Source organism: Mesobacillus jeotgali (assembly GCF_002874535.1).
Classification (GTDB): domain Bacteria; phylum Bacillota; class Bacilli; order Bacillales; family Cytobacillaceae; genus Mesobacillus; species Mesobacillus jeotgali.
The window spans coordinates 1,865,671-1,882,672 of sequence record NZ_CP025025.1; the positions used below are offsets into that span (position 1 = coordinate 1,865,671).

The 17,002-nt window shown below is 35.9% G+C and carries 29 protein-coding genes and 1 pseudogene; 25 read left to right on the forward strand and 5 right to left on the reverse strand.

Annotation, left to right across the window (positions count from 1 at the left end):
- Positions 1–74 precede the first annotated feature (74 nt).
- From CD004_RS09290 to CD004_RS23760, 16 genes and pseudogenes are all read left to right on the forward strand, one after another.
- Positions 75–341 (forward strand): hypothetical protein, encoded by a 267-nt coding sequence (locus tag CD004_RS09290; protein ID WP_102262499.1) that lies wholly within the window; start codon positions 75–77, stop codon positions 339–341.
- A 426-nt stretch (positions 342–767) separates the two neighbouring features.
- Positions 768–1,346, forward strand: a complete 579-nt coding sequence (locus CD004_RS09295) for a hypothetical protein (protein ID WP_102262500.1) — start codon at positions 768–770, stop codon at positions 1,344–1,346.
- A gap of 123 nt (positions 1,347–1,469) precedes the next feature.
- Positions 1,470–1,598 (forward strand): hypothetical protein, encoded by a 129-nt coding sequence (locus CD004_RS24430; RefSeq protein WP_267892364.1) that lies wholly within the window; start codon positions 1,470–1,472, stop codon positions 1,596–1,598.
- A gap of 184 nt (positions 1,599–1,782) precedes the next feature.
- Complete coding sequence (locus tag CD004_RS09300) at positions 1,783–2,139, forward strand: hypothetical protein (RefSeq protein WP_102262482.1); 357 nt, start codon at positions 1,783–1,785, stop codon at positions 2,137–2,139.
- A 57-nt stretch (positions 2,140–2,196) separates the two neighbouring features.
- Positions 2,197–2,604: a hypothetical protein gene (locus CD004_RS09305; protein ID WP_102262501.1), complete on the forward strand. Its 408-nt coding sequence runs from the start codon at positions 2,197–2,199 to the stop codon at positions 2,602–2,604.
- 117 nt (positions 2,605–2,721) lie between these two features.
- Positions 2,722–3,084: a hypothetical protein gene (locus tag CD004_RS09310; protein ID WP_102262484.1), complete on the forward strand. Its 363-nt coding sequence runs from the start codon at positions 2,722–2,724 to the stop codon at positions 3,082–3,084.
- A 119-nt stretch (positions 3,085–3,203) separates the two neighbouring features.
- Positions 3,204–3,767, forward strand: a complete 564-nt coding sequence (locus tag CD004_RS09315) for a DMP19 family protein (protein ID WP_102262502.1) — start codon at positions 3,204–3,206, stop codon at positions 3,765–3,767.
- Between the two features lie 139 nt (positions 3,768–3,906).
- Positions 3,907–4,362, forward strand: a complete 456-nt coding sequence (locus tag CD004_RS09320; protein WP_102262503.1) for an NUDIX hydrolase — start codon at positions 3,907–3,909, stop codon at positions 4,360–4,362.
- 122 nt (positions 4,363–4,484) lie between these two features.
- Entirely contained in the window at positions 4,485–5,069 is a 585-nt protein-coding gene (locus tag CD004_RS09325) for a histidine phosphatase family protein (protein ID WP_102262504.1), read from the forward strand.
- A gap of 217 nt (positions 5,070–5,286) precedes the next feature.
- On the forward strand, positions 5,287–5,718 hold the full coding sequence (locus CD004_RS09330) for a hypothetical protein (protein ID WP_102262505.1): 432 nt from the start codon (positions 5,287–5,289) through the stop codon (positions 5,716–5,718).
- Positions 5,719–5,834: 116 nt separating this feature from the next.
- Positions 5,835–6,101 (forward strand): hypothetical protein, encoded by a 267-nt coding sequence (locus CD004_RS09335; protein WP_102262506.1) that lies wholly within the window; start codon positions 5,835–5,837, stop codon positions 6,099–6,101.
- A 272-nt stretch (positions 6,102–6,373) separates the two neighbouring features.
- Positions 6,374–6,757, forward strand: a pseudogene (locus tag CD004_RS24590) (aminotransferase class V-fold PLP-dependent enzyme); the annotation flags it as partial.
- Between the two features lie 27 nt (positions 6,758–6,784).
- Complete coding sequence (locus CD004_RS24595; RefSeq protein WP_170030025.1) at positions 6,785–7,423, forward strand: LysE family translocator; 639 nt, start codon at positions 6,785–6,787, stop codon at positions 7,421–7,423.
- 84 nt (positions 7,424–7,507) lie between these two features.
- On the forward strand, positions 7,508–7,885 hold the full coding sequence (locus CD004_RS09345; RefSeq protein ID WP_233434977.1) for a YkvA family protein: 378 nt from the start codon (positions 7,508–7,510) through the stop codon (positions 7,883–7,885).
- 81 nt (positions 7,886–7,966) lie between these two features.
- Entirely contained in the window at positions 7,967–8,251 is a 285-nt protein-coding gene (locus CD004_RS09350; RefSeq protein ID WP_102262508.1) for a hypothetical protein, read from the forward strand.
- A gap of 52 nt (positions 8,252–8,303) precedes the next feature.
- A complete protein-coding gene (locus tag CD004_RS23760) occupies positions 8,304–8,444 on the forward strand; it encodes a hypothetical protein (RefSeq protein ID WP_158651517.1) in 141 nt (46 codons plus the stop codon).
- Between the two features lie 62 nt (positions 8,445–8,506).
- Here the strand turns inward: CD004_RS23760 and CD004_RS09355 are convergent, their stop codons facing one another.
- Positions 8,507–8,821 carry a hypothetical protein gene (locus CD004_RS09355; protein WP_102262509.1) on the reverse strand — a complete coding sequence of 105 codons (315 nt, stop codon included), beginning with the start codon at positions 8,819–8,821 and terminating at the stop codon, positions 8,507–8,509.
- Positions 8,822–8,954: 133 nt separating this feature from the next.
- On the opposite strand from CD004_RS09355, the gene CD004_RS09360 reads away from it, so the two are divergent.
- The 5 genes from CD004_RS09360 (at position 8,955) to CD004_RS09380 (ending at position 10,571) form a co-directional block, all read left to right on the forward strand.
- A complete protein-coding gene (locus tag CD004_RS09360) occupies positions 8,955–9,155 on the forward strand; it encodes a hypothetical protein (protein ID WP_102262510.1) in 201 nt (66 codons plus the stop codon).
- A gap of 87 nt (positions 9,156–9,242) precedes the next feature.
- Positions 9,243–9,455, forward strand: a complete 213-nt coding sequence (locus CD004_RS09365) for a hypothetical protein (protein WP_102262511.1) — start codon at positions 9,243–9,245, stop codon at positions 9,453–9,455.
- 66 nt (positions 9,456–9,521) lie between these two features.
- Positions 9,522–9,707, forward strand: coding sequence for a DUF4177 domain-containing protein (locus CD004_RS09370; RefSeq protein ID WP_102262512.1), 186 nt, complete (start codon positions 9,522–9,524; stop codon positions 9,705–9,707).
- A gap of 148 nt (positions 9,708–9,855) precedes the next feature.
- The gene (locus tag CD004_RS09375) at positions 9,856–10,305 is read left to right on the forward strand and encodes a hypothetical protein (RefSeq protein WP_102262513.1); all 450 of its coding nucleotides are present in this window, start codon (positions 9,856–9,858) and stop codon (positions 10,303–10,305) included.
- A 77-nt stretch (positions 10,306–10,382) separates the two neighbouring features.
- Positions 10,383–10,571 carry a DUF6019 family protein gene (locus CD004_RS09380; RefSeq protein WP_102262514.1) on the forward strand — a complete coding sequence of 63 codons (189 nt, stop codon included), beginning with the start codon at positions 10,383–10,385 and terminating at the stop codon, positions 10,569–10,571.
- A gap of 335 nt (positions 10,572–10,906) precedes the next feature.
- Here the strand turns inward: CD004_RS09380 and CD004_RS09385 are convergent, their stop codons facing one another.
- The 3 genes from CD004_RS09385 to CD004_RS09395 all read right to left on the reverse strand — a co-directional run bounded on the left by CD004_RS09385 (position 10,907) and on the right by CD004_RS09395 (position 13,336).
- Complete coding sequence (locus tag CD004_RS09385; protein WP_102262515.1) at positions 10,907–11,455, reverse strand: MEDS domain-containing protein; 549 nt, start codon at positions 11,453–11,455, stop codon at positions 10,907–10,909.
- A 254-nt stretch (positions 11,456–11,709) separates the two neighbouring features.
- The gene (locus CD004_RS09390) at positions 11,710–12,354 is read right to left on the reverse strand and encodes a glycosyltransferase (RefSeq protein WP_102262516.1); all 645 of its coding nucleotides are present in this window, start codon (positions 12,352–12,354) and stop codon (positions 11,710–11,712) included.
- Between the two features lie 109 nt (positions 12,355–12,463).
- Positions 12,464–13,336 (reverse strand): LysM peptidoglycan-binding domain-containing protein, encoded by an 873-nt coding sequence (locus CD004_RS09395; RefSeq protein WP_102262517.1) that lies wholly within the window; start codon positions 13,334–13,336, stop codon positions 12,464–12,466.
- A 237-nt stretch (positions 13,337–13,573) separates the two neighbouring features.
- Here CD004_RS09395 and spxA point away from each other — a divergent pair, with 237 nt between their 5' ends.
- The 3 genes from spxA (at position 13,574) to CD004_RS09410 (ending at position 14,872) form a co-directional block, all read left to right on the forward strand.
- Positions 13,574–13,969 (forward strand): transcriptional regulator SpxA, encoded by a 396-nt coding sequence (spxA, locus tag CD004_RS09400; protein ID WP_102262518.1) that lies wholly within the window; start codon positions 13,574–13,576, stop codon positions 13,967–13,969.
- A 78-nt stretch (positions 13,970–14,047) separates the two neighbouring features.
- Positions 14,048–14,470, forward strand: coding sequence for an RrF2 family transcriptional regulator (locus tag CD004_RS09405; protein ID WP_102262519.1), 423 nt, complete (start codon positions 14,048–14,050; stop codon positions 14,468–14,470).
- A gap of 69 nt (positions 14,471–14,539) precedes the next feature.
- Positions 14,540–14,872 (forward strand): IDEAL domain-containing protein, encoded by a 333-nt coding sequence (locus CD004_RS09410; RefSeq protein WP_102262520.1) that lies wholly within the window; start codon positions 14,540–14,542, stop codon positions 14,870–14,872.
- Positions 14,873–14,918: 46 nt separating this feature from the next.
- On the opposite strand, the gene CD004_RS09415 is transcribed toward CD004_RS09410, so the two are convergent.
- On the reverse strand, positions 14,919–15,668 hold the full coding sequence (locus CD004_RS09415) for a L,D-transpeptidase family protein (protein ID WP_102262521.1): 750 nt from the start codon (positions 15,666–15,668) through the stop codon (positions 14,919–14,921).
- 247 nt (positions 15,669–15,915) lie between these two features.
- On the opposite strand from CD004_RS09415, the gene CD004_RS09420 reads away from it, so the two are divergent.
- A complete protein-coding gene (locus tag CD004_RS09420) occupies positions 15,916–16,608 on the forward strand; it encodes a DUF421 domain-containing protein (protein WP_102262522.1) in 693 nt (230 codons plus the stop codon).
- The last annotated feature ends 394 nt before the right edge of the window (positions 16,609–17,002 follow it).

The window sequence follows — 17,002 nt, forward strand, 5'->3', positions numbered from 1 at the left end:
ACAACTAATGCTAGAAAAATTTTCAACTTTTTTCGTAATTTTGTGATAAATTAGTTTGTAAGGGGTGGGATAAATTGACAAAAGAAAAAATACAGGCATTTGCCATAATTAGTACATTATTTGCTTTGCTGGGTATTATTTTGATTGCATTCAGTGTTAAATTTGGAACTTCTTATGCGGATTCGTGGTTAGCCAGCCGCGGAGGAGCAGATACGGCCTACTATCATCTGGTTGTCAAAAGCTACATCAATAATTTTCTAGTAAGCGGAAGTATTTTGTTAGGATTCGGATTAGTAAGTTCGGCGTTCATTTATTATAAGCTGTTTAATTTTGAAAGGTAATTTTTGTGAAGAAGTAGGAGGAAATCAAGATATAAATAGATTTCTTGTAGAAAACAAGTGTAGACACCAATGGAGGATGAAATGAAGCCGTCAGCAAAGGTAAAAACATTCATATTCATAGGGATTTCAATGGTTATCGTATCGATATTAGATGTTCTTACAATGAATACCCTTTTACAAGGAAATAATTATTTCTTCGTTTTTATAATAGGAATTGTCTTTTTGATTAGAGCTATAATTTTTTATCGGAATGAATAAATATAGAGTTGGTCTTTACTGACTAAGCGGATTAGTTGTAATCGATTAATACGGTCAACCTTAACGGGAGCGGCAAAATGGTAAATTGATACCAGTGATATTTCTAGTCTCTTAATTTGAATATGAACTAGAGTATAAATATCAATGGAAATTGGTTAAGGAGGGAATATGAAAAAAACGAGGATCATAGCCATAAGTCTTTTGGCAGTCTTAGGCGTTATTCTTTGGTTTTATATATCTGAGTTTGAATTCGGAAAATACGATGATTTTCAAGAGGCGATTGAAAAAGGAATTCCATATGAAGTAAATAATATTGTCCATACCGAAGAACAAGGAGAAATTACAGTTGTTATGTACACGACCGACCCTGATGAAAAAGATTTTCCTTTAGCAGATTGGGAAGCTCTTGCCGTAGCATTCTTTACAGGCAGTGACGAAAATGGCTGGGAGAGTAAAGGGGGTCATGGATGGTCTCATTACGAAAACGATAATATGACGCTTTATATTGAACCTTTTCTTGATTTTGATAGACAAGGCAATGCACTTTATGATCTTTATGTCGTATTCGGTGAAGTTCACAATCCTGAAATTTTAGCAGTCGAAACAAAAGGACATGAAGAGGATTCATTTGAAGAGATTGAAATCATTGAGAATGAAGGGAAACGATATTATTTTCGGATCGGACGAGAGCCTATCGTAAGAGGACTCTCTAAAAGTGGAGAAGTTATCGATAGAAAAGGCGGCTAAATATAACACTTCTCCACACAAAAAAATAAGGGAACCGTCATTCATCTGGGGCTAACTTTTCAACTTATCATTACATATGCAGGTGGGAATTTTATCAATATTAACTAAGGGGAAATGTAAATAATGGAGATAGGAAATGAGATGTTTATACAAGGTACAATAGGTGTTTTTTCGATTATTGGATTTATCACTGTTGTGGTTGTTACATTTAGGGTTATTGATGGTTTTTTCCAAAGTTCCAAAGGTGAATAAACAATAAAGTATGAGGCTAAAAAAGAAGAGCTTATTAAATAGATGGATGTGTTGATCAATGAAGGATTAACGCATTTTTTTGTTGAAATCCTTATTGAACAAACGGTGCAGTAATGTAGAAGAAGAAGGCACTTTTTTTCTAATAACGAAGAATTTAAAATGAAAATGAATAAGGGGGATGCAAATGACGTTGTTTAGAATATTAACTGAGGTTACAGGTGGTATGGGGATTGGCATTATACTTTTGTTGACATTTATACTTATTTTTGTCGGTTCAGCTTTCTATATGTTGAAGAAATATAAAGGATTAGCATCTCCAATGAAGTTGTCTATTGGTATTGCTATTTATTTAGTTATTTCAGCGGTACTATCTGATGTTTTATTAAATTCTTTATTATTTTCACAAGGAGAGTACATTAATTATGGTCTTGGTGCAGGCCTATTCAGACTACTGTTTAGTATTTTAGTCGGTCTACTGGTTGGCTTTTTAATAACAAAAGTAGTTTATTTCAAGGTAGTAAGTAAATCCTTATTGAGCTAAAGAAGCAGTAATGTTGATGAAGATAAGATGAGACTTTATTAAAAAGGATGGATAGATGTGGATAAAACGTTCGAAGAATATATACTTGGTATGAATAAAAGAGCTGTTGAATATGCTAAGTCTTTTGATAAAGACTTTAATTATAAAGAGGATAACATAGAAGATTTGGAAGAAATATTAGATTATTACTCTAATGATTTAAAGAGTGAAATGCCTACTGAAAATCAAATATATTCAATGGCTTTGATATGGGGTGCTTATCTCGGACAAATGATAAAAGAACATTTCAATCCGGCACTAAACTGGGTTAATGAAGATGTATTTGATGATGGAGAAATTATTCACCTAAAATCTGGAGAAAATAGGATTTTCCCAATTGATAAGGTCTACAAGAGATTAATAAATGGTAAAGAAGATAACATAATCTCTTTTTATAAGGTCATTAAAGAAGAATTCAATAATTAAGTTTTTAGGTTAATTAAGTGGGTTGATCCCAAGCAGGATTGATTCACTTTTTTAGAAACTACTTTGAAACTAAAGAGACAGTTATGTTTAACAGGGCTTAATGAGGTGAGGAATTTGTTGAAAAGAGAAATGAAATTTTTAAATCGTTTATCAAAAAGAGCCAAAGTATGTGCATCAGGAGTAATCATAAGTTTATTGAGTATTTTTATTGCGGATTCTTCCCTTATGTTTTTTAGCGTAGTTTATTTACTTGGAGTATTTTTAATCTTTATCAGTACATTTATTGGTATTGAGAAATTTAATAAAAATTCAATAGGAGAGATAATATCAAGTTTTGCTTTGGTATTAATTATGTTAGGAGTATTTGCACCTATAGGTATTAGCCCGAAATTTTATTATGTTCAATTCGCAGGAGCTACACTGATGTTGGTCGGAACAACATTAAAAAGTCCAAAAAAGACCATCGATAACAATCCTTAAACTAATACATGCGTTGATCCGGGAGGGATTAATGCTTTTTTGTTGAATTCCTTTATTGAGCTAACGGGGCAGGATAGTTGAAGAGTAAAAATCTAGTGTTTTCTTAATTAGGAGGATAAATGATTGAACGACATATGGTTTTAAAGAGTCTTATCTCCTTAAATGATATTAAAACAAAGTCTTCTGAAGAAATAGTAGAGATAATTGCAACAAATTTATATAGCAACGATAACTTGAACATTAGAGATCCAGATACATTCTACAATCTTCCCGTTATTATTAGAGATATTATTTTATTAATTGATTTTGACACTGAAGTTACAATGCAAGGGATATTAGGTTTTTTAGAAAATTCAACTGGTTTATATTTTAAAGATACAATTAAAACCTTTGAAAAAATCCAAGCGATAGAGGACTACAAAATCCTAGATAAGATAGAATCGGTATTGAAAAAATATTATATATCAACAAGTGATTTAAGAAAGAACGTAAATAATCAAGGATTGTACAATATTAATAGTTTTTCGAAACTACATGGTCCTGATTATGAGAATATGGCAGAAGAGATTTCGAGTTTGACCGATAATCTATACATATCTCATGAAGAAAGAAATGTGTTTGACCTTCTTACGGAGTATGTGAGTAGAGAGAAGAAATTCTTGATTCAAGAATTAGAACTATAGACTAAAAATCAAAGGTAAAGCGTCTAGAACTTCTTGCTTCTTCGACTAACGAAGCAGGTTAGTTGAAGTAGGAAAATGGTTATTCGAAAGCGAAAAGGTAATTTGGGAATAAACACTACATATATGTGGAGTGAAAAAAATGACAGAAAAACCGATTGTTTTAGTTGTTAGTGTTTCAATAATTAAAGGTGAAGAAGTTTTAATGATTAAAGAAAACAAATCAAATGTAATAAATAAATGGAATTTTCCAAGTGGACACATTGAAATTGGAGAAGACATTCCTTATGCAGCTATTAGGGAAGTGAAAGAAGAGACGGGACTAGATGTAGAACTTACTTATACAACTGGTGTTTATAACTTTATAAGTAGTTATCAAGACCAAGTTATTATGTTTCATTTTGTAGGGCGGGTTATTGGGGGTTCAATATATCTTGAAGAAGATGAAATTATAGACAGTGCTTGGGTGAAGGTGAGTGAATTAGAAAGGGCTAATGATGATGAACTTCGCGATCCGAGTGCTATTAAACAAATAGCAAATTGTCTTGTTAATAAAAATTATCACCCCATTAATGTATTCCATAAACAAATTAAGTAAGAGTCCTTGTTCAACTATCGGGTGCGTTGATTAACGGCCATTTTTGTTGAACTCCTTTTTGAACAAACGGGTCAGGATTGTTGAAGAAGGAAAAAGAGGAACTTGTAAGGAGAGTATATAGTATGAGTACATTTGTTTATATGGTGAGACACGGTGAATCGCCAAAAGAAGGAAATGAAAGAACAAGAGGGTTAACAGAAAAAGGGTATATAGATGCTCAACGAGTGACTGACATATTGAAAAATGAAGAAATTGATGTAGTTGTTTCAAGTCCATACATACGGTCAATTTTAACTGTTGAAAGTTTAGCTCAACAAATAGGGGAAGAAGTTTTACTGTTTGAAGATTTAAAAGAAAGGATATTTTCTTCAGAAGAAAATAGAATATCTGATAAAGAATTGGGTCCACTTTTAGAGAAGTCATTTTCCGATTCAAATCACTCTTTAGAGGGAGGAGAATCAAATGCTGATTGTCAAAAAAGAGCTATAAAAGTCTTAAATGAACTTTTAGAAACTTATAGAGATAAGAAAATACTTATAGGTACACACGGGGCTGTTATGAGCTTGATGATGGGATATTTCGATACCGCTTATGACTTAAACTTTTTACATAGCACCACAAAGCCTGATATTTATAGAATGGAATTCATTGAAAAGGAATTAGTGAATGTTCAAAGACTATGGGGTGTAAATATTGGTGTTAACTAATAAAAGTTAGTTTTCTTTCTAAAACTAATGGATTGCGTTTATCCAAGAGGATTAACGCTTTTTTGTTGAATTCCTTATTAAACAAACAGGTTTAAATAATAACTGTTGAAAATAAATTGGAGATAAATTACAATTATTATATACATAGAAATTCTATGTATATAACTTGCCAAGGTAGTCGTATAACCAATAAAATATTTTAAAAGGGGATGGCATTGTGAAGAAAAGTATGTCTTTAACAATTACAATTTTATTAATTATTCTTTTATCTGCTTGTACACATTATTACAGTTCTCCCATTGCACCAAATGAGAATAGTATGGTTATCAATATAAAAAATAATGCTAATTTTGATTTTTATGGACTTAAAGCAAATCTTTTGAACCATTCACCAACAATAGTGAATGCAGATGGCTCTAAAATCGAAAAAGGAGATTTACTTAGTTTTGAATTACTCGAAGAAGACTTTGCCTTAAATGGAAAAGTCGAAATGAAGGTTGAAATTTTGGGTAGTAATTACAATGAAAAAAGTAAATATAGTGTGCCAATTAACAATAAGCTGACACTCGAATTAGACAATAATAAAGAAGTGTTTTTTGAGATTACTGGCGATTCGATAGAAGAAGCTGTTTTTAAGAGAGTAAAATGATATTGTGAACAAATGTACTTAAACTATCGGGTGCGAATGTAGAACAAGGATATTCGCCTTTCTTTATGTAAGTAAAGAAGAAGGATAAAGAATATAGTATAAGTGGGGTGGTTTAAGTGGGCAATGAAAAATTGAGGAAAATCAACAAGTTGCAAATCACATCACTTGTTCTAACAATCATTCTTACATTTGTTCCTACAGTTGGTCACGATGATCCTGGTAAGTACTACGGTGTACCTTTACAGTCTTTGTCCTCTCATGATGGAAGGGGATATGGCGGGTTCGATATCAACATGTGGGCGCTTTTAGCGAACTTCTTTATAATCTACATGCTGTGCAGGATTGGATTAAGGGTATGGATGTCTTTAATTAAGAGACCTTAAGCAGGGCGGCATCTGGTGGGAATTCGGAAGCCATTGTCATTCATAATCATGAAAAGAAATAAGGAACTTGTAGAATAATTCATTTAGATTAAGTCGGCTATTCGCCCAAGATATCTTTAAATTAGACTCGGCCATTATTCGGGCGAGTTTTGCTTTGTAATCGCAATTTAGACTCGGCTCTTTCGTTTGTCGAAATTTTTTGACTGAAATTTTTAGAATATTATGACATAATTAGGTTATCTTTCTTTAAGGAGTGGTGCAAGTTGGCTAGTATGTTTCCTATTGAACAGGTGAGGGAGAGATTTCCTGCATTGTGTCGTAAGGATGACGGACGCCAGGTGATTTACTTTGATGGTCCTGGCGGGACGCAAATGGTGGATTTTGCATTTGAGTCGATGTATCGGTACATAAGGAATGGAATGGCAAATCTACACGGGACTTTTAATACAAGCGCTGACACGGATGCATTGCTGGACGAAGCCAGGGAGGCTGTCGCTGACTTGCTCGGCTGCCAGTCGAATGAGGTGGCGTTCGGTGCAAACATGACCACACATGCATTTGCAATTGCAAGGAGTTTAGCAGGTTTAATTAATGAGGGGGACGAAATTGTGGTCACAGAGCTGGACCACCGTGCAAATGTGGATCCCTGGATCACGTTATTTTACTGTAGGGGAAGATGGTTTATGTTTGGGATTAATAATTTCGAAGTGTTTCTGGTTACAGCAATCCTGCTTAATTTAACGCCTGGTACGGATACAATGTACATCGTGAGCAGAAGTATATCTCAAGGCAGGGCAGCCGGGATTTACTCGGCTTTTGGAATTACTTCTGGCATTGTTGTTCATACACTTCTAGCAGCTTTCGGACTATCAGTCATATTGACGCAGTCAGCTTTTTTATTTCAAACCGTTAAAATTGCGGGAGCCATTTATCTGGCTTATTTGGGGATTCAGATGTTAATAGCGAAAACCAATACAAATGAACAGAAATCCCTGCCATTCCAGAGCAATAAAAAGATCTTTTTTCAAGGCCTGATCACAAATGTAACAAATCCAAAAGTGGCTTTGTTTTTCCTTGCTTTTCTCCCTCAATTCATCCAGGTCGATGCAGGAACTGCAAGCCCAATACCATTCATCATCCTGGGAATGACCTTCACTTTAACCGGAGGAATATGGTGCCTGCTTACTGCCTATTTTTCCTCGATGGCAACAACAAGTCTAAGGAAAAATGCAAAAGCAGGAACGGTCTTAAACCGTTTGACTGGCATTGTTTTTATCGGAATGGGCATCCAGCTGCTGAACACGAAAGTCACATCATATTAAGGAAACAGTGGAGCTTGGACATGGTGCCAGGCTCTCTTTAGTATATAGTTATAGATATAAGTATACAAAGCAGGAGGGAATAAAGTGCGAGAAGCAATGGAAGCATTCAAAAAGCGGATGAAAAAAATCAAAGAAGATATCTTCATAATTGCAGAGGCGTATAAACACCCGGAAACACCTTTTTATATCAAGCTATTAGCAATTGTTGTTGTCGCCTATGCTTTTAGTCCTATTGATTTAATTCCGGACTTTATTCCAATTCTCGGGTATCTGGACGACATCATTTTGGTTCCACTGGGAATCGCAATCCTTTTAAAATTAGTACCAGATCATATCATTCAGGATTCACGTAAAAAAGTGGCTGCGTCAGGAAAGGTAAAACAGAAGAATTGGATAGCTGGGACGATAATTATTTTGATCTGGCTTCTATTTTTATATTGGATGGTTGATTATCTTATTTAATAAACTGATCAAAACATTAGAAACTTTTCTGTCCATTTATACGTATACAAGATTAAAGATTAAACATTGTAGGTGATCAGCATGATTGGCACAGAAAAAGTTCTTTACAATATTGAAATGTTAAAGGATACACAATACTATTCTGAATTTACCATTCTTGCCATGAGGAATAAAGCTCCTTTGAGCAGGCCAAAAAAGGGGATTATCAGAAAAGGTATTACTGGAGATGTCATCAAAAAATGGGGCCGGAAATATTTCAGTCCTGATATTAACCAAACAGGAATCGAAGACTTTACACCTCCAGGCCAGCCGTATATTTTGATTCCGTACAAAAAGGTGAAAAATCGGTATAAAGTTATAGGGTAAGTAAAACAGCTTTGTATAAAATTAACATATCTAATATTGGGGGTAGGGACTCATGAATAAGGAAAACAATGACCATGGTAAAACTTCTGAAGATAGCTGGAACAGAACCTTTTTTGGGAGTCCAACAATTGGCGGATTTGTTGTAATTGGGATTATAATTGCCTTTATTTTATTTAATATCATTTTTAACTAGTGTTTGAATTAAAGCTGTCTTCACTAATTATAGGCAAACAATTAGTATGCATCAAAAGTGAGTTAGTATTTTTTATATCTAATATATTCAAAGTTTGAGGTGGGGACCTGTTTTAAAATCTTACCATCTTCATCCCTGTGAACCTCATACTCCCTGTGGGTTTCAATGATATAACCATCCACTTCTTTGTCTTTATGTTTCTCATGTATATATTCAAATTCGGGTATGATTGTTTCCTGTATGTCATCATTTGTGCCAATTCTGGCATTTGTCTCTAAGGACTCTATGTCAGAGTATTTCTGGGATATTTGAGGACTGTTATAGACCAAGTAAATACAGAGTAACAGTAGACCTGATAAGGCGATTATTTGTTTCAATATTATAGTCTCCTTTTGTTGAAGTATCATTTTAACCATATGCCTGTCCATTGATTTATATAACTATGTAGTGATCAGGACCAAAAAGTACGCAGAAAATATATAGATTATGGTTTCGTTTAGGGGGATTGTCGTGTCAAAGTATGTTAGCGTTTTTTTCTTAACTCTAATGCTCAGTGTGATTTTCTTTTTTATATTTGCTTCATTTTTCATGGGCGGTGGCGATCCAGCAGAAGAGATGGTATTAACGTTAGGAACAATAATTGTCATTCTTCTGTCATTTCTTATAGCACAGACTTCCTATTTAATCGATTTGGTCAAGAAGAAGCGGTAGCCTGTATGGAGACATGAAAGAATTACAACATTCGTCGTTGAAATTTTTGAACCAACGAGAAGAAAGAATTACGAAGAGGTGAAAAAATTGTTTGTTGGCCGTGCTTTATATTTATTAGGAATGGCTTTTGTTTTCTTTAGTGTATTGGGCATTATAATGGTTCTTTTTTCAGATAGTGGTGGAGATATAGCACTTTTGATATTTGCTTTGCTGAATGGATTAATTGCAATGGGTGTCGGTGATATTGTTATAGATTTAAATTATCGGCAAAGGCTTGAAAAAAGAGACAAAGAAGTCTAGTGACTGACATTTGACTTGTAAAGCAGTTTACCTGTATTGAAAATATTTGATATGGAGGTACATATAATGTACGAATATATATTTGTAGAAACTTCTCTAGGGGGATTTTTTTCTTCAGCAACACATAGAGAAACCATTAGTGAATATGCAGCTGATGGGTGGAGATTAGTGCAAGTTCTGCCTTTGGAATATAATGGGAACGGAAAACCCAGGTCTTATGAAATTATCTTTGAAAGGCTTATTCAAGATTAGCCTATTAGAGTAGGAGGGTGTTGATCCAGAAAGGGTTGACACTCTTTTTTTAGTTAGAATTTCATAACTATTTAAACAACTATTTATAAAAGTGTAATAGGGATTATGGTAAAATATAACATGTGTTAAATTGTAAGGGGGGTCACATGTGAAGAATAATCCATTTATTTTTATAGGTATTTTATTATTATTGGCTGGCTGCAATAACAACTCATCAAATGAGCCAGTTAAAGAAGAAAAGAAAATAGATCCATTCAGCTTGGTTATAGAGGGAGATAAGAAAATTTTCCAAGTAGACGAAAGCATACAAATTAGTGCCAACTTAAAATATATTGGTGAAAAAGACATAGAGTTAACTCCATTACCTAACATCACTATTGTAATTAGAAATTATGACGGTGGAAATGTAATTGAAGAAATTGACTTTAATGATAGTCAAACAACTATGAAAAAAGGAGAAAAGTTTACACAAACATTAAGTAACATTAATCTTGAACCGGGAAAATATGATGCGTTTGTTCAAACTTCACCTTTTTCGGTTGGCTCAAGGCAGTATAGTTTAAGTTCAGCACCAATTAATTTTGAAGTGAAAAATTAACAACACTGGGGCGTCGAGTGACTGTTATGAGGAAGGAGAATGGTAAAGTAAGGGTGAGATCGTTCAAGGAGGTTAATATGGAATTACTATACATTGTAATTTTTTTATTCATACTTTATTTAATTATTAAAACAGCCGTTACAAAAGGTATAGATGAATCAAGAGTAATAAAGGAATTGAAAAAAGAGATTAAAGAGTTGAAAGAGAAAAAGCCGGAAAAACAAATTGAGGAAGAATCCCCGCACGTAATAAATAGAAAAGCGTAAACAGCTTACATTGAAAGTTTTACTTTACGGACCACCTTTGTTATTGAATAAGCAGGAGAGCGAGAAAGGGGAAAACAAATGAAAAGCTTTCTGAAATGGAGTTATTTTTGGGTATTATTAGTCGGCATCTTGATAGGTTACATTGGAATACCAATGCTCTCACAATTTTTCGATCTTATCTTCAACTAAAGGGAAATGCACCATAATATACAGATTTTTTCCGACTTATTTATATTAGTAATAGGCTAGCATAAGTCCTATCTACTAATTACCGATTAGGTGATCTGAATGAAAATAAATAAATCAAAAAAATGGCGTGCAAAACTGATGTCAGTTCACACGCCATTATCTTTGTCATTTATAAGAAGGTTGTGGCAGGTCAGTAGACTTTGCTTTAATTCTTCACTAACCCTTTCAGAATCGTAGGCACAAACAGAAAGAAGGTTTGTTTCGTTCACGATTACATCAGCTTCTATTTCAGAGCCCATTAATTTTTTGCTTACATTCGGTTCATCCCGCCATTCTACATGTGCCCAGCTCCGGATAACTGGATCGTTTTCTGAATAACCTTCAATTAAGTTTGGGAGGAAATCGAAAATAGAATTAATGCTAAAGTCTCCCTGGGCATAATAAAAGTCGTAATTATTGATGAACTTAACTTTTTCTAGACTGCTTCCATCCAATAAGTCTGTAAGTCTTTTTTGTAATAAGGGTATTATTCGGTCATTTTCTACAATGATGGAATATTCGTTTCGTTTTAATCCTGAGATGACAAAGTCAACTACATTAGTAATATACTGGTCTTTATTTCGGAAAAAATATATTCCGTGTCCCCTTGTTAGGTTTGCTAGTTCATTAACTTCTTTTAAATGCGTACTTTCCAAATAAGCACCCCGTTGTATTGTAGACATATAACACTATCTTTAAAGTCTAACATACTTAGTTTTTAATATGGGGTTGTAATAAAAATATATCTAAGGTAAAAATTTTATTAAAGTTGCAAAGGCGCAGGCATCATGCTTAAGGAACATGCAGAGTGATGGGGAATGAAGAAGTGCGAGTTTGTGGGACTGGCTATATGAAAACAGGAAGGTTTAATCGCCATGGATTTGACCAAAAAACCTTCCCATACTTATTCTTATTTCTTAAATTTCTCCGGGAATTGTTTTACCACTGCATCTGAAATGGCATCGGACATCATGATGATATGAGTCACTCCGTCATCAACTGAAACAATTCTCGCTTGCCAGTCTTTTTTCAAGCTTGCATTTAGGTCATCTGCCACCAATTCCAGATGTGCGTACAGTAACTTTTTTAACTCATCATTTTTTAAATGAGAGTTGGCTTTGCTGAGGAATGCTGCGATATCGTCAGCATTTCGATACCATTCTTTGTTTAGCTGATCGAGCTTTGCTTGATCTCCACTTTTAGCTGCTTCAACAATTCCACCAGCAATAACTATATGCTCTTTAAGCAAGTCTGTAAGTTTGTTTCCAGCTTGCTCTCCGTATACCGGTTTGATAGAGTTTCCGATATCCTCCTGGTTTTTCAGCAGCCTCTCAAGCACATCTTTTTGATCTTCGGCACCTGCTGTCGTGGCACTTGTAATATAATTGCTTGTCCACAATACGTGGTCGACCCATAGTCTCCGAAAATCATTCTCGAACTTTACCTCCGATTGGGTTATACATTTGTGCTGTGGTTTAGCGTAAGCAGGGGGTGTTCCCGCCAACATATTCAGAGGCAATAATAAAATAAAACCCATCAACAATAACTTTTTCATGCTTCACATTCTCCTTCGCAGGTTAATAACATCCTCCATTATTATTTATAAATGGCAAATTTTTATCCAAAACTGCAAAATAAAAGAACGTCAAATGACGGCCTCTAAGCTATTGCAATTTGCTTAAATCATAGTACTGAACAGTTTTACCATCGCGGTCGAACTGGATGATCAATTGGTTCTTATTAAATTGGTAGATGAATTGTCCGCAAGTCGCACTTTCATAGCAGGAGACGTTCTTTACTTCATTAGGGTATCCATATACATCAATAACCTGGCTTTTGTCTTTCGGAAGGGAGCTTTGTTTTAAATATTCCGGATACACTTGCAGTCCAAATACAGAGCCATTCTCCATGTTAAAATTCACGCGGACACCTGCACCCTCGCCATCGTAGTACAATGATCTGATATTCAACTGGTCTTCGGTTTTTACCGGCTTTCCGAACTGATGCAGAAGCTGGCTGTATGTGGAACCAACGTGGACAGCATTAACATGTAGATTTTTACTTGTTACAATATAGGAATCTTTAATCCCTTTTTTGCGCAAGAGCTCTTTTTGTTTCTCTGCATTTGTCTTTTTTGAAAAAACGCCAGCCTGGATGCGGTAATAAGTTTTATCATTAATTACCTTAGTAATGACGGCAGCTTCAATTCCTTTCTTTTTCAGATTAGCGATTTGTTTCATTGCATTGTCTTTCTTGGTAAAAGAACCTCCAACAACTGCATACATCGGCTCTGATTCTGATGCGCCAGGAAGCATCAACTTTTGCCCGATATAGATGGTATTGTTCTTTAAATCATTGAAATCCTTTAACTCCTGGACAGTCAGGTTGTATTTTTTTGAAATGCTGTAAAGTGTATCACCTTTTTTAACAGTAAGAGAATGATCATCTGCATAACCAAACCCGTTGGCGAAAAAGAGTAATGTAACCATCAACAAGATGGCCAACCCGAGCTGTATGAAACGTTTTGTTTTCTTCATTTTTATCACCTCAAATAGTTTGACGAGATGATGGCACCAGAGTTTCGAACGGATAAGCCTATTTTTAGAAGCTGGAAAAAATGGGTGGTGAAAAGGGGGGAGTCCTTGAAACTACTATTGACATTGCTAACTGTAAAGTTTAATATTACAGTATCGGTATTTTTATATTTAAAAAGATTCTATTGTTGTTTATCTGTAATTTTTATTATTACAGTTAGACGGAGGAGCTGTTGATCAATGGTTACTTTATATATCACATCAAGCTGTGCGTCTTGCCGGAAAGCAAAAGCCTGGCTGCAGGAACATCAAATTGATTTTATTGAAAGAAATATCGTATCTGAGCCACTTACTGTTGATGAAATCAAATCGATTCTTCGATTGACAGAGGATGGAACGGAAGAGATTATTTCGACGAACTCAAAAGCCTATAAGCAACTGGATATGGATATTGACTCCCTTCCGCTGAATCAGCTATATGAATTAATCAGAAGAAATCCACAAATGCTGCGCCGCCCGATTATCCAGGACCATAAACGTCTGCAGGTTGGCTATAATGAAGAAGAGATTCGCAGCTTCTTGCCGCGCAAGCTGCGTACATTTACCGGCTTAGAGTGGGATAGTATCGCGAACTAGATGCTTTGGCTTTAAATCGGACTGGATGAAAGGTAATATATAGAATAATAAATAGGTTATTTTGTTAGGAGGCAGGCAATGAACAGCGATTTTACCCTGGCCATTCACAGTTTAACCCTGCTTGCACTGCAGCCGGACAGAATGTCGACAAGCGAAGCCATCTCAGAGAGTGCAGGGGTTCATCCCGTGCGGATCCGTAAAGTGCTGGGCTTGTTAAAAAAGCATGGTATTATCAAATCAAAAGAAGGAACCGGAGGCGGCTTCATTTTTGCGCTCGATCTAAATGAAGTAAACCTTTGGGATATATATAAACTGACCTCCGAAGGTGCACTGCAGCCAAAGTGCCCTGACTCTAATGAAAAGTGTGTCGTCGGAGCGAATATGCACAAGGTCCTGTTTGCTATTTTCCTCGGTGCCGAAGAACACTTGGGAGAATATTTGAAGGATTATTCAATCAAAGAAATAGTGGACCTGGTTAAAGAAACGAACTGTTGTGACTAAGGAGCTACGACTTCTTAGTTGGTAAATGTAATGAAAAATATTACAGATTAAATGAATGAGGTGACTTATATGTTGTCCAATAATAACAGTATTTTAAAAGTAGGCGATTGGATTAAGGGGAAATCCCGGGATGGTGAATTATTCATCGGATATATAGAGTCACTTGATATTTTGGATGAAAAGGTTAATGCAACGATCACATCAAGTGACGACGAAACCATTGTTGGCAAAACGATACCGATTTCCACAAGTGGAATCAAGAAACTGCCAGAACCGAAAGTGAAAAACAAAGAGCAAATTCAATATCTCATTGATCTGGCGCTTGCCACGGGGGATGAAGAGTGGTTCCTGGAGCTTTCTGAAAAGCTGAATTCGATGAGGGAGTTAGTTAAAGGTGTGTAAAAGTGAAGACGGTCCTTCCTATAAAAAATAGAGGACCGTCCTTTTCTTATTTCATTCCTAGTGCCTTTTTGGTGGCTGACCCGGCGATTCCGTCTACCTTCAGATTCTTTGCTTTTTGGAATTTCTTTACGGCGGCTTCTGTGGCTGGCCCGAATACTCCGTCGATTCCTTTTGTGCTGTAGCCCTTCTTCGTTAGGGCCTGTTGAAGCTGCTTCACTTCTGCGCCTCGCATGCCTTTTTTAAGGACGGTGCTTGTTGGTGCAGCGATGACTGGAACAGCAGCCTGACCTGTAACCTTATATCCGTTAGCGGATGCGATCGCGTTAAAGGACTTTTTGGAAGTTGTGATCACAACCGGAGTATTGACTTTCACCTGATCATAAAGCCACTGTACCTCGTTATCATACATCCGGACGCAGCCAGCACTTACATATCCGCCGATTGACTTAGGATTATTGTTGCCGTGGATGGCATACGTTGTTCCCCATGTTCCTCTCGCATTTATGCCGAGCCACCTGTCTCCTAGTGGATTTCGCGGGTCTCCTCCAGGGATATTCCCACTGTAATAAGGGCGATTCTTGATTTTGTTAACGATTTTGAACTTGCCCTCTGGGGTATACGAAGCTTTCCTCCCAGTTCCCACCTTGAACGTTTTTACCAGTTTATTATTCTTGTAATAAGCCAGTTGGTTGTTAGACTTATTGATGATGATCATGTCTCCGCCAGCTGCCTCTGCAGGTGCCTCCAAGAACAACAGCGATACTAGAAGTATCATCGAAACCAGCAACTTTTTCATTACCCAACCCCCTTGATCTCATTTGCAGGCCTATCTTCCTGAATGGTCTACGGCCGTGCAATATAGAAAACGTATTTTCACTTTTATAAACGATTTTTTATGATAAAAGTTACATATATTACCGTTATATGGAAATAATTCGTGTGACAAAAAAATCGAGTTATATGTCGTTTTATGAAGGTTTTTTTAAAAAAACGGTTCAATTTCCGAAAACCTTCCCATAATGGGTAAGGAAGGAGTGGGAGTGTTGAATCATTATTTATCAATTGCCGTAGAATTAACGAGCGGATTTGTATTTCTATTTATCATGACAAAATTACAAGGGAAGACGCAGTTCTCCCAGATTACTCCCTTTGACTTTGTTTCAGCGATCATCCTTGGTGAGCTGGTAGGGAATGCCATTTATGACCATGAGGTAAAGATAGGGGAAATTGCCTTTGCCGTGACCTTGTGGGGAGTGCTTGTATATGTTACAGAGACAGTTACACAAAAGTTCCTCGCGTCAAGGAAGTTGCTTGAGGGCGAGCCAAACATAGTGGTCCGCAAAGGAAAGATTAAATTCGAGGCTTTGAAAAAAGCAAAGCTAGATATCAACCAGTTACAGAGTCTTGTAAGACAACAAGGCTACTTTTCGCTTCGCGAAGTAGAATATGCAATCATCGAAACGAATGGAATGGTCAGTGTCCTGCCCAAAGCAGATTATGACACGCCTAAAAATAGCGATATGAAAATCAAAGCAGACGATCCAAGCTTACCAGTTAATATGATTCTTGATGGGGAAGTAGTTCGCGAAAACTTAAAAGAAGCAGGCTTGGATGAACAGTGGCTTAAAAATGAATTAGAGAAGCAAAAAATCCACCATGTTGAAGATGTTCTATTCGCGGAATGGATGGAGAATGAACCACTTTTTGTGCTGGAATATGAGAAGAAAGCGAATTGAGCATTAGCTGCGCCAGGCACTTGGTGAGTCAGCTTTCTTTTATTCTCTAGTTGATTTTGTACCCTGTTTATCTTTGTCTCAACTTGGCCAACGGGAATTAATTCATGTTCAACGAGGATTAAAAATTGGGTCAACGGGGATTAAAAGAGGACCAACGAGGATTAAATTGGTCTAACCGTTAAAAAATCTTCTTCAACCGTTAAATTATTTGCGCTAACCGTATAATTATTGGAGCCAACTGTTAAATTACGAATTATTTACGGTCTAAGCACGAAAAAGCTGAACCTATGAATGAAAATTAGGTTCAGCTTTTTGCTATCTGCTGTTCAGTTTTGAGCTTAGCCAGAAAAAAAACATCGGATTCAGCACACTCAAAGCCAAAATGATCAAAGCG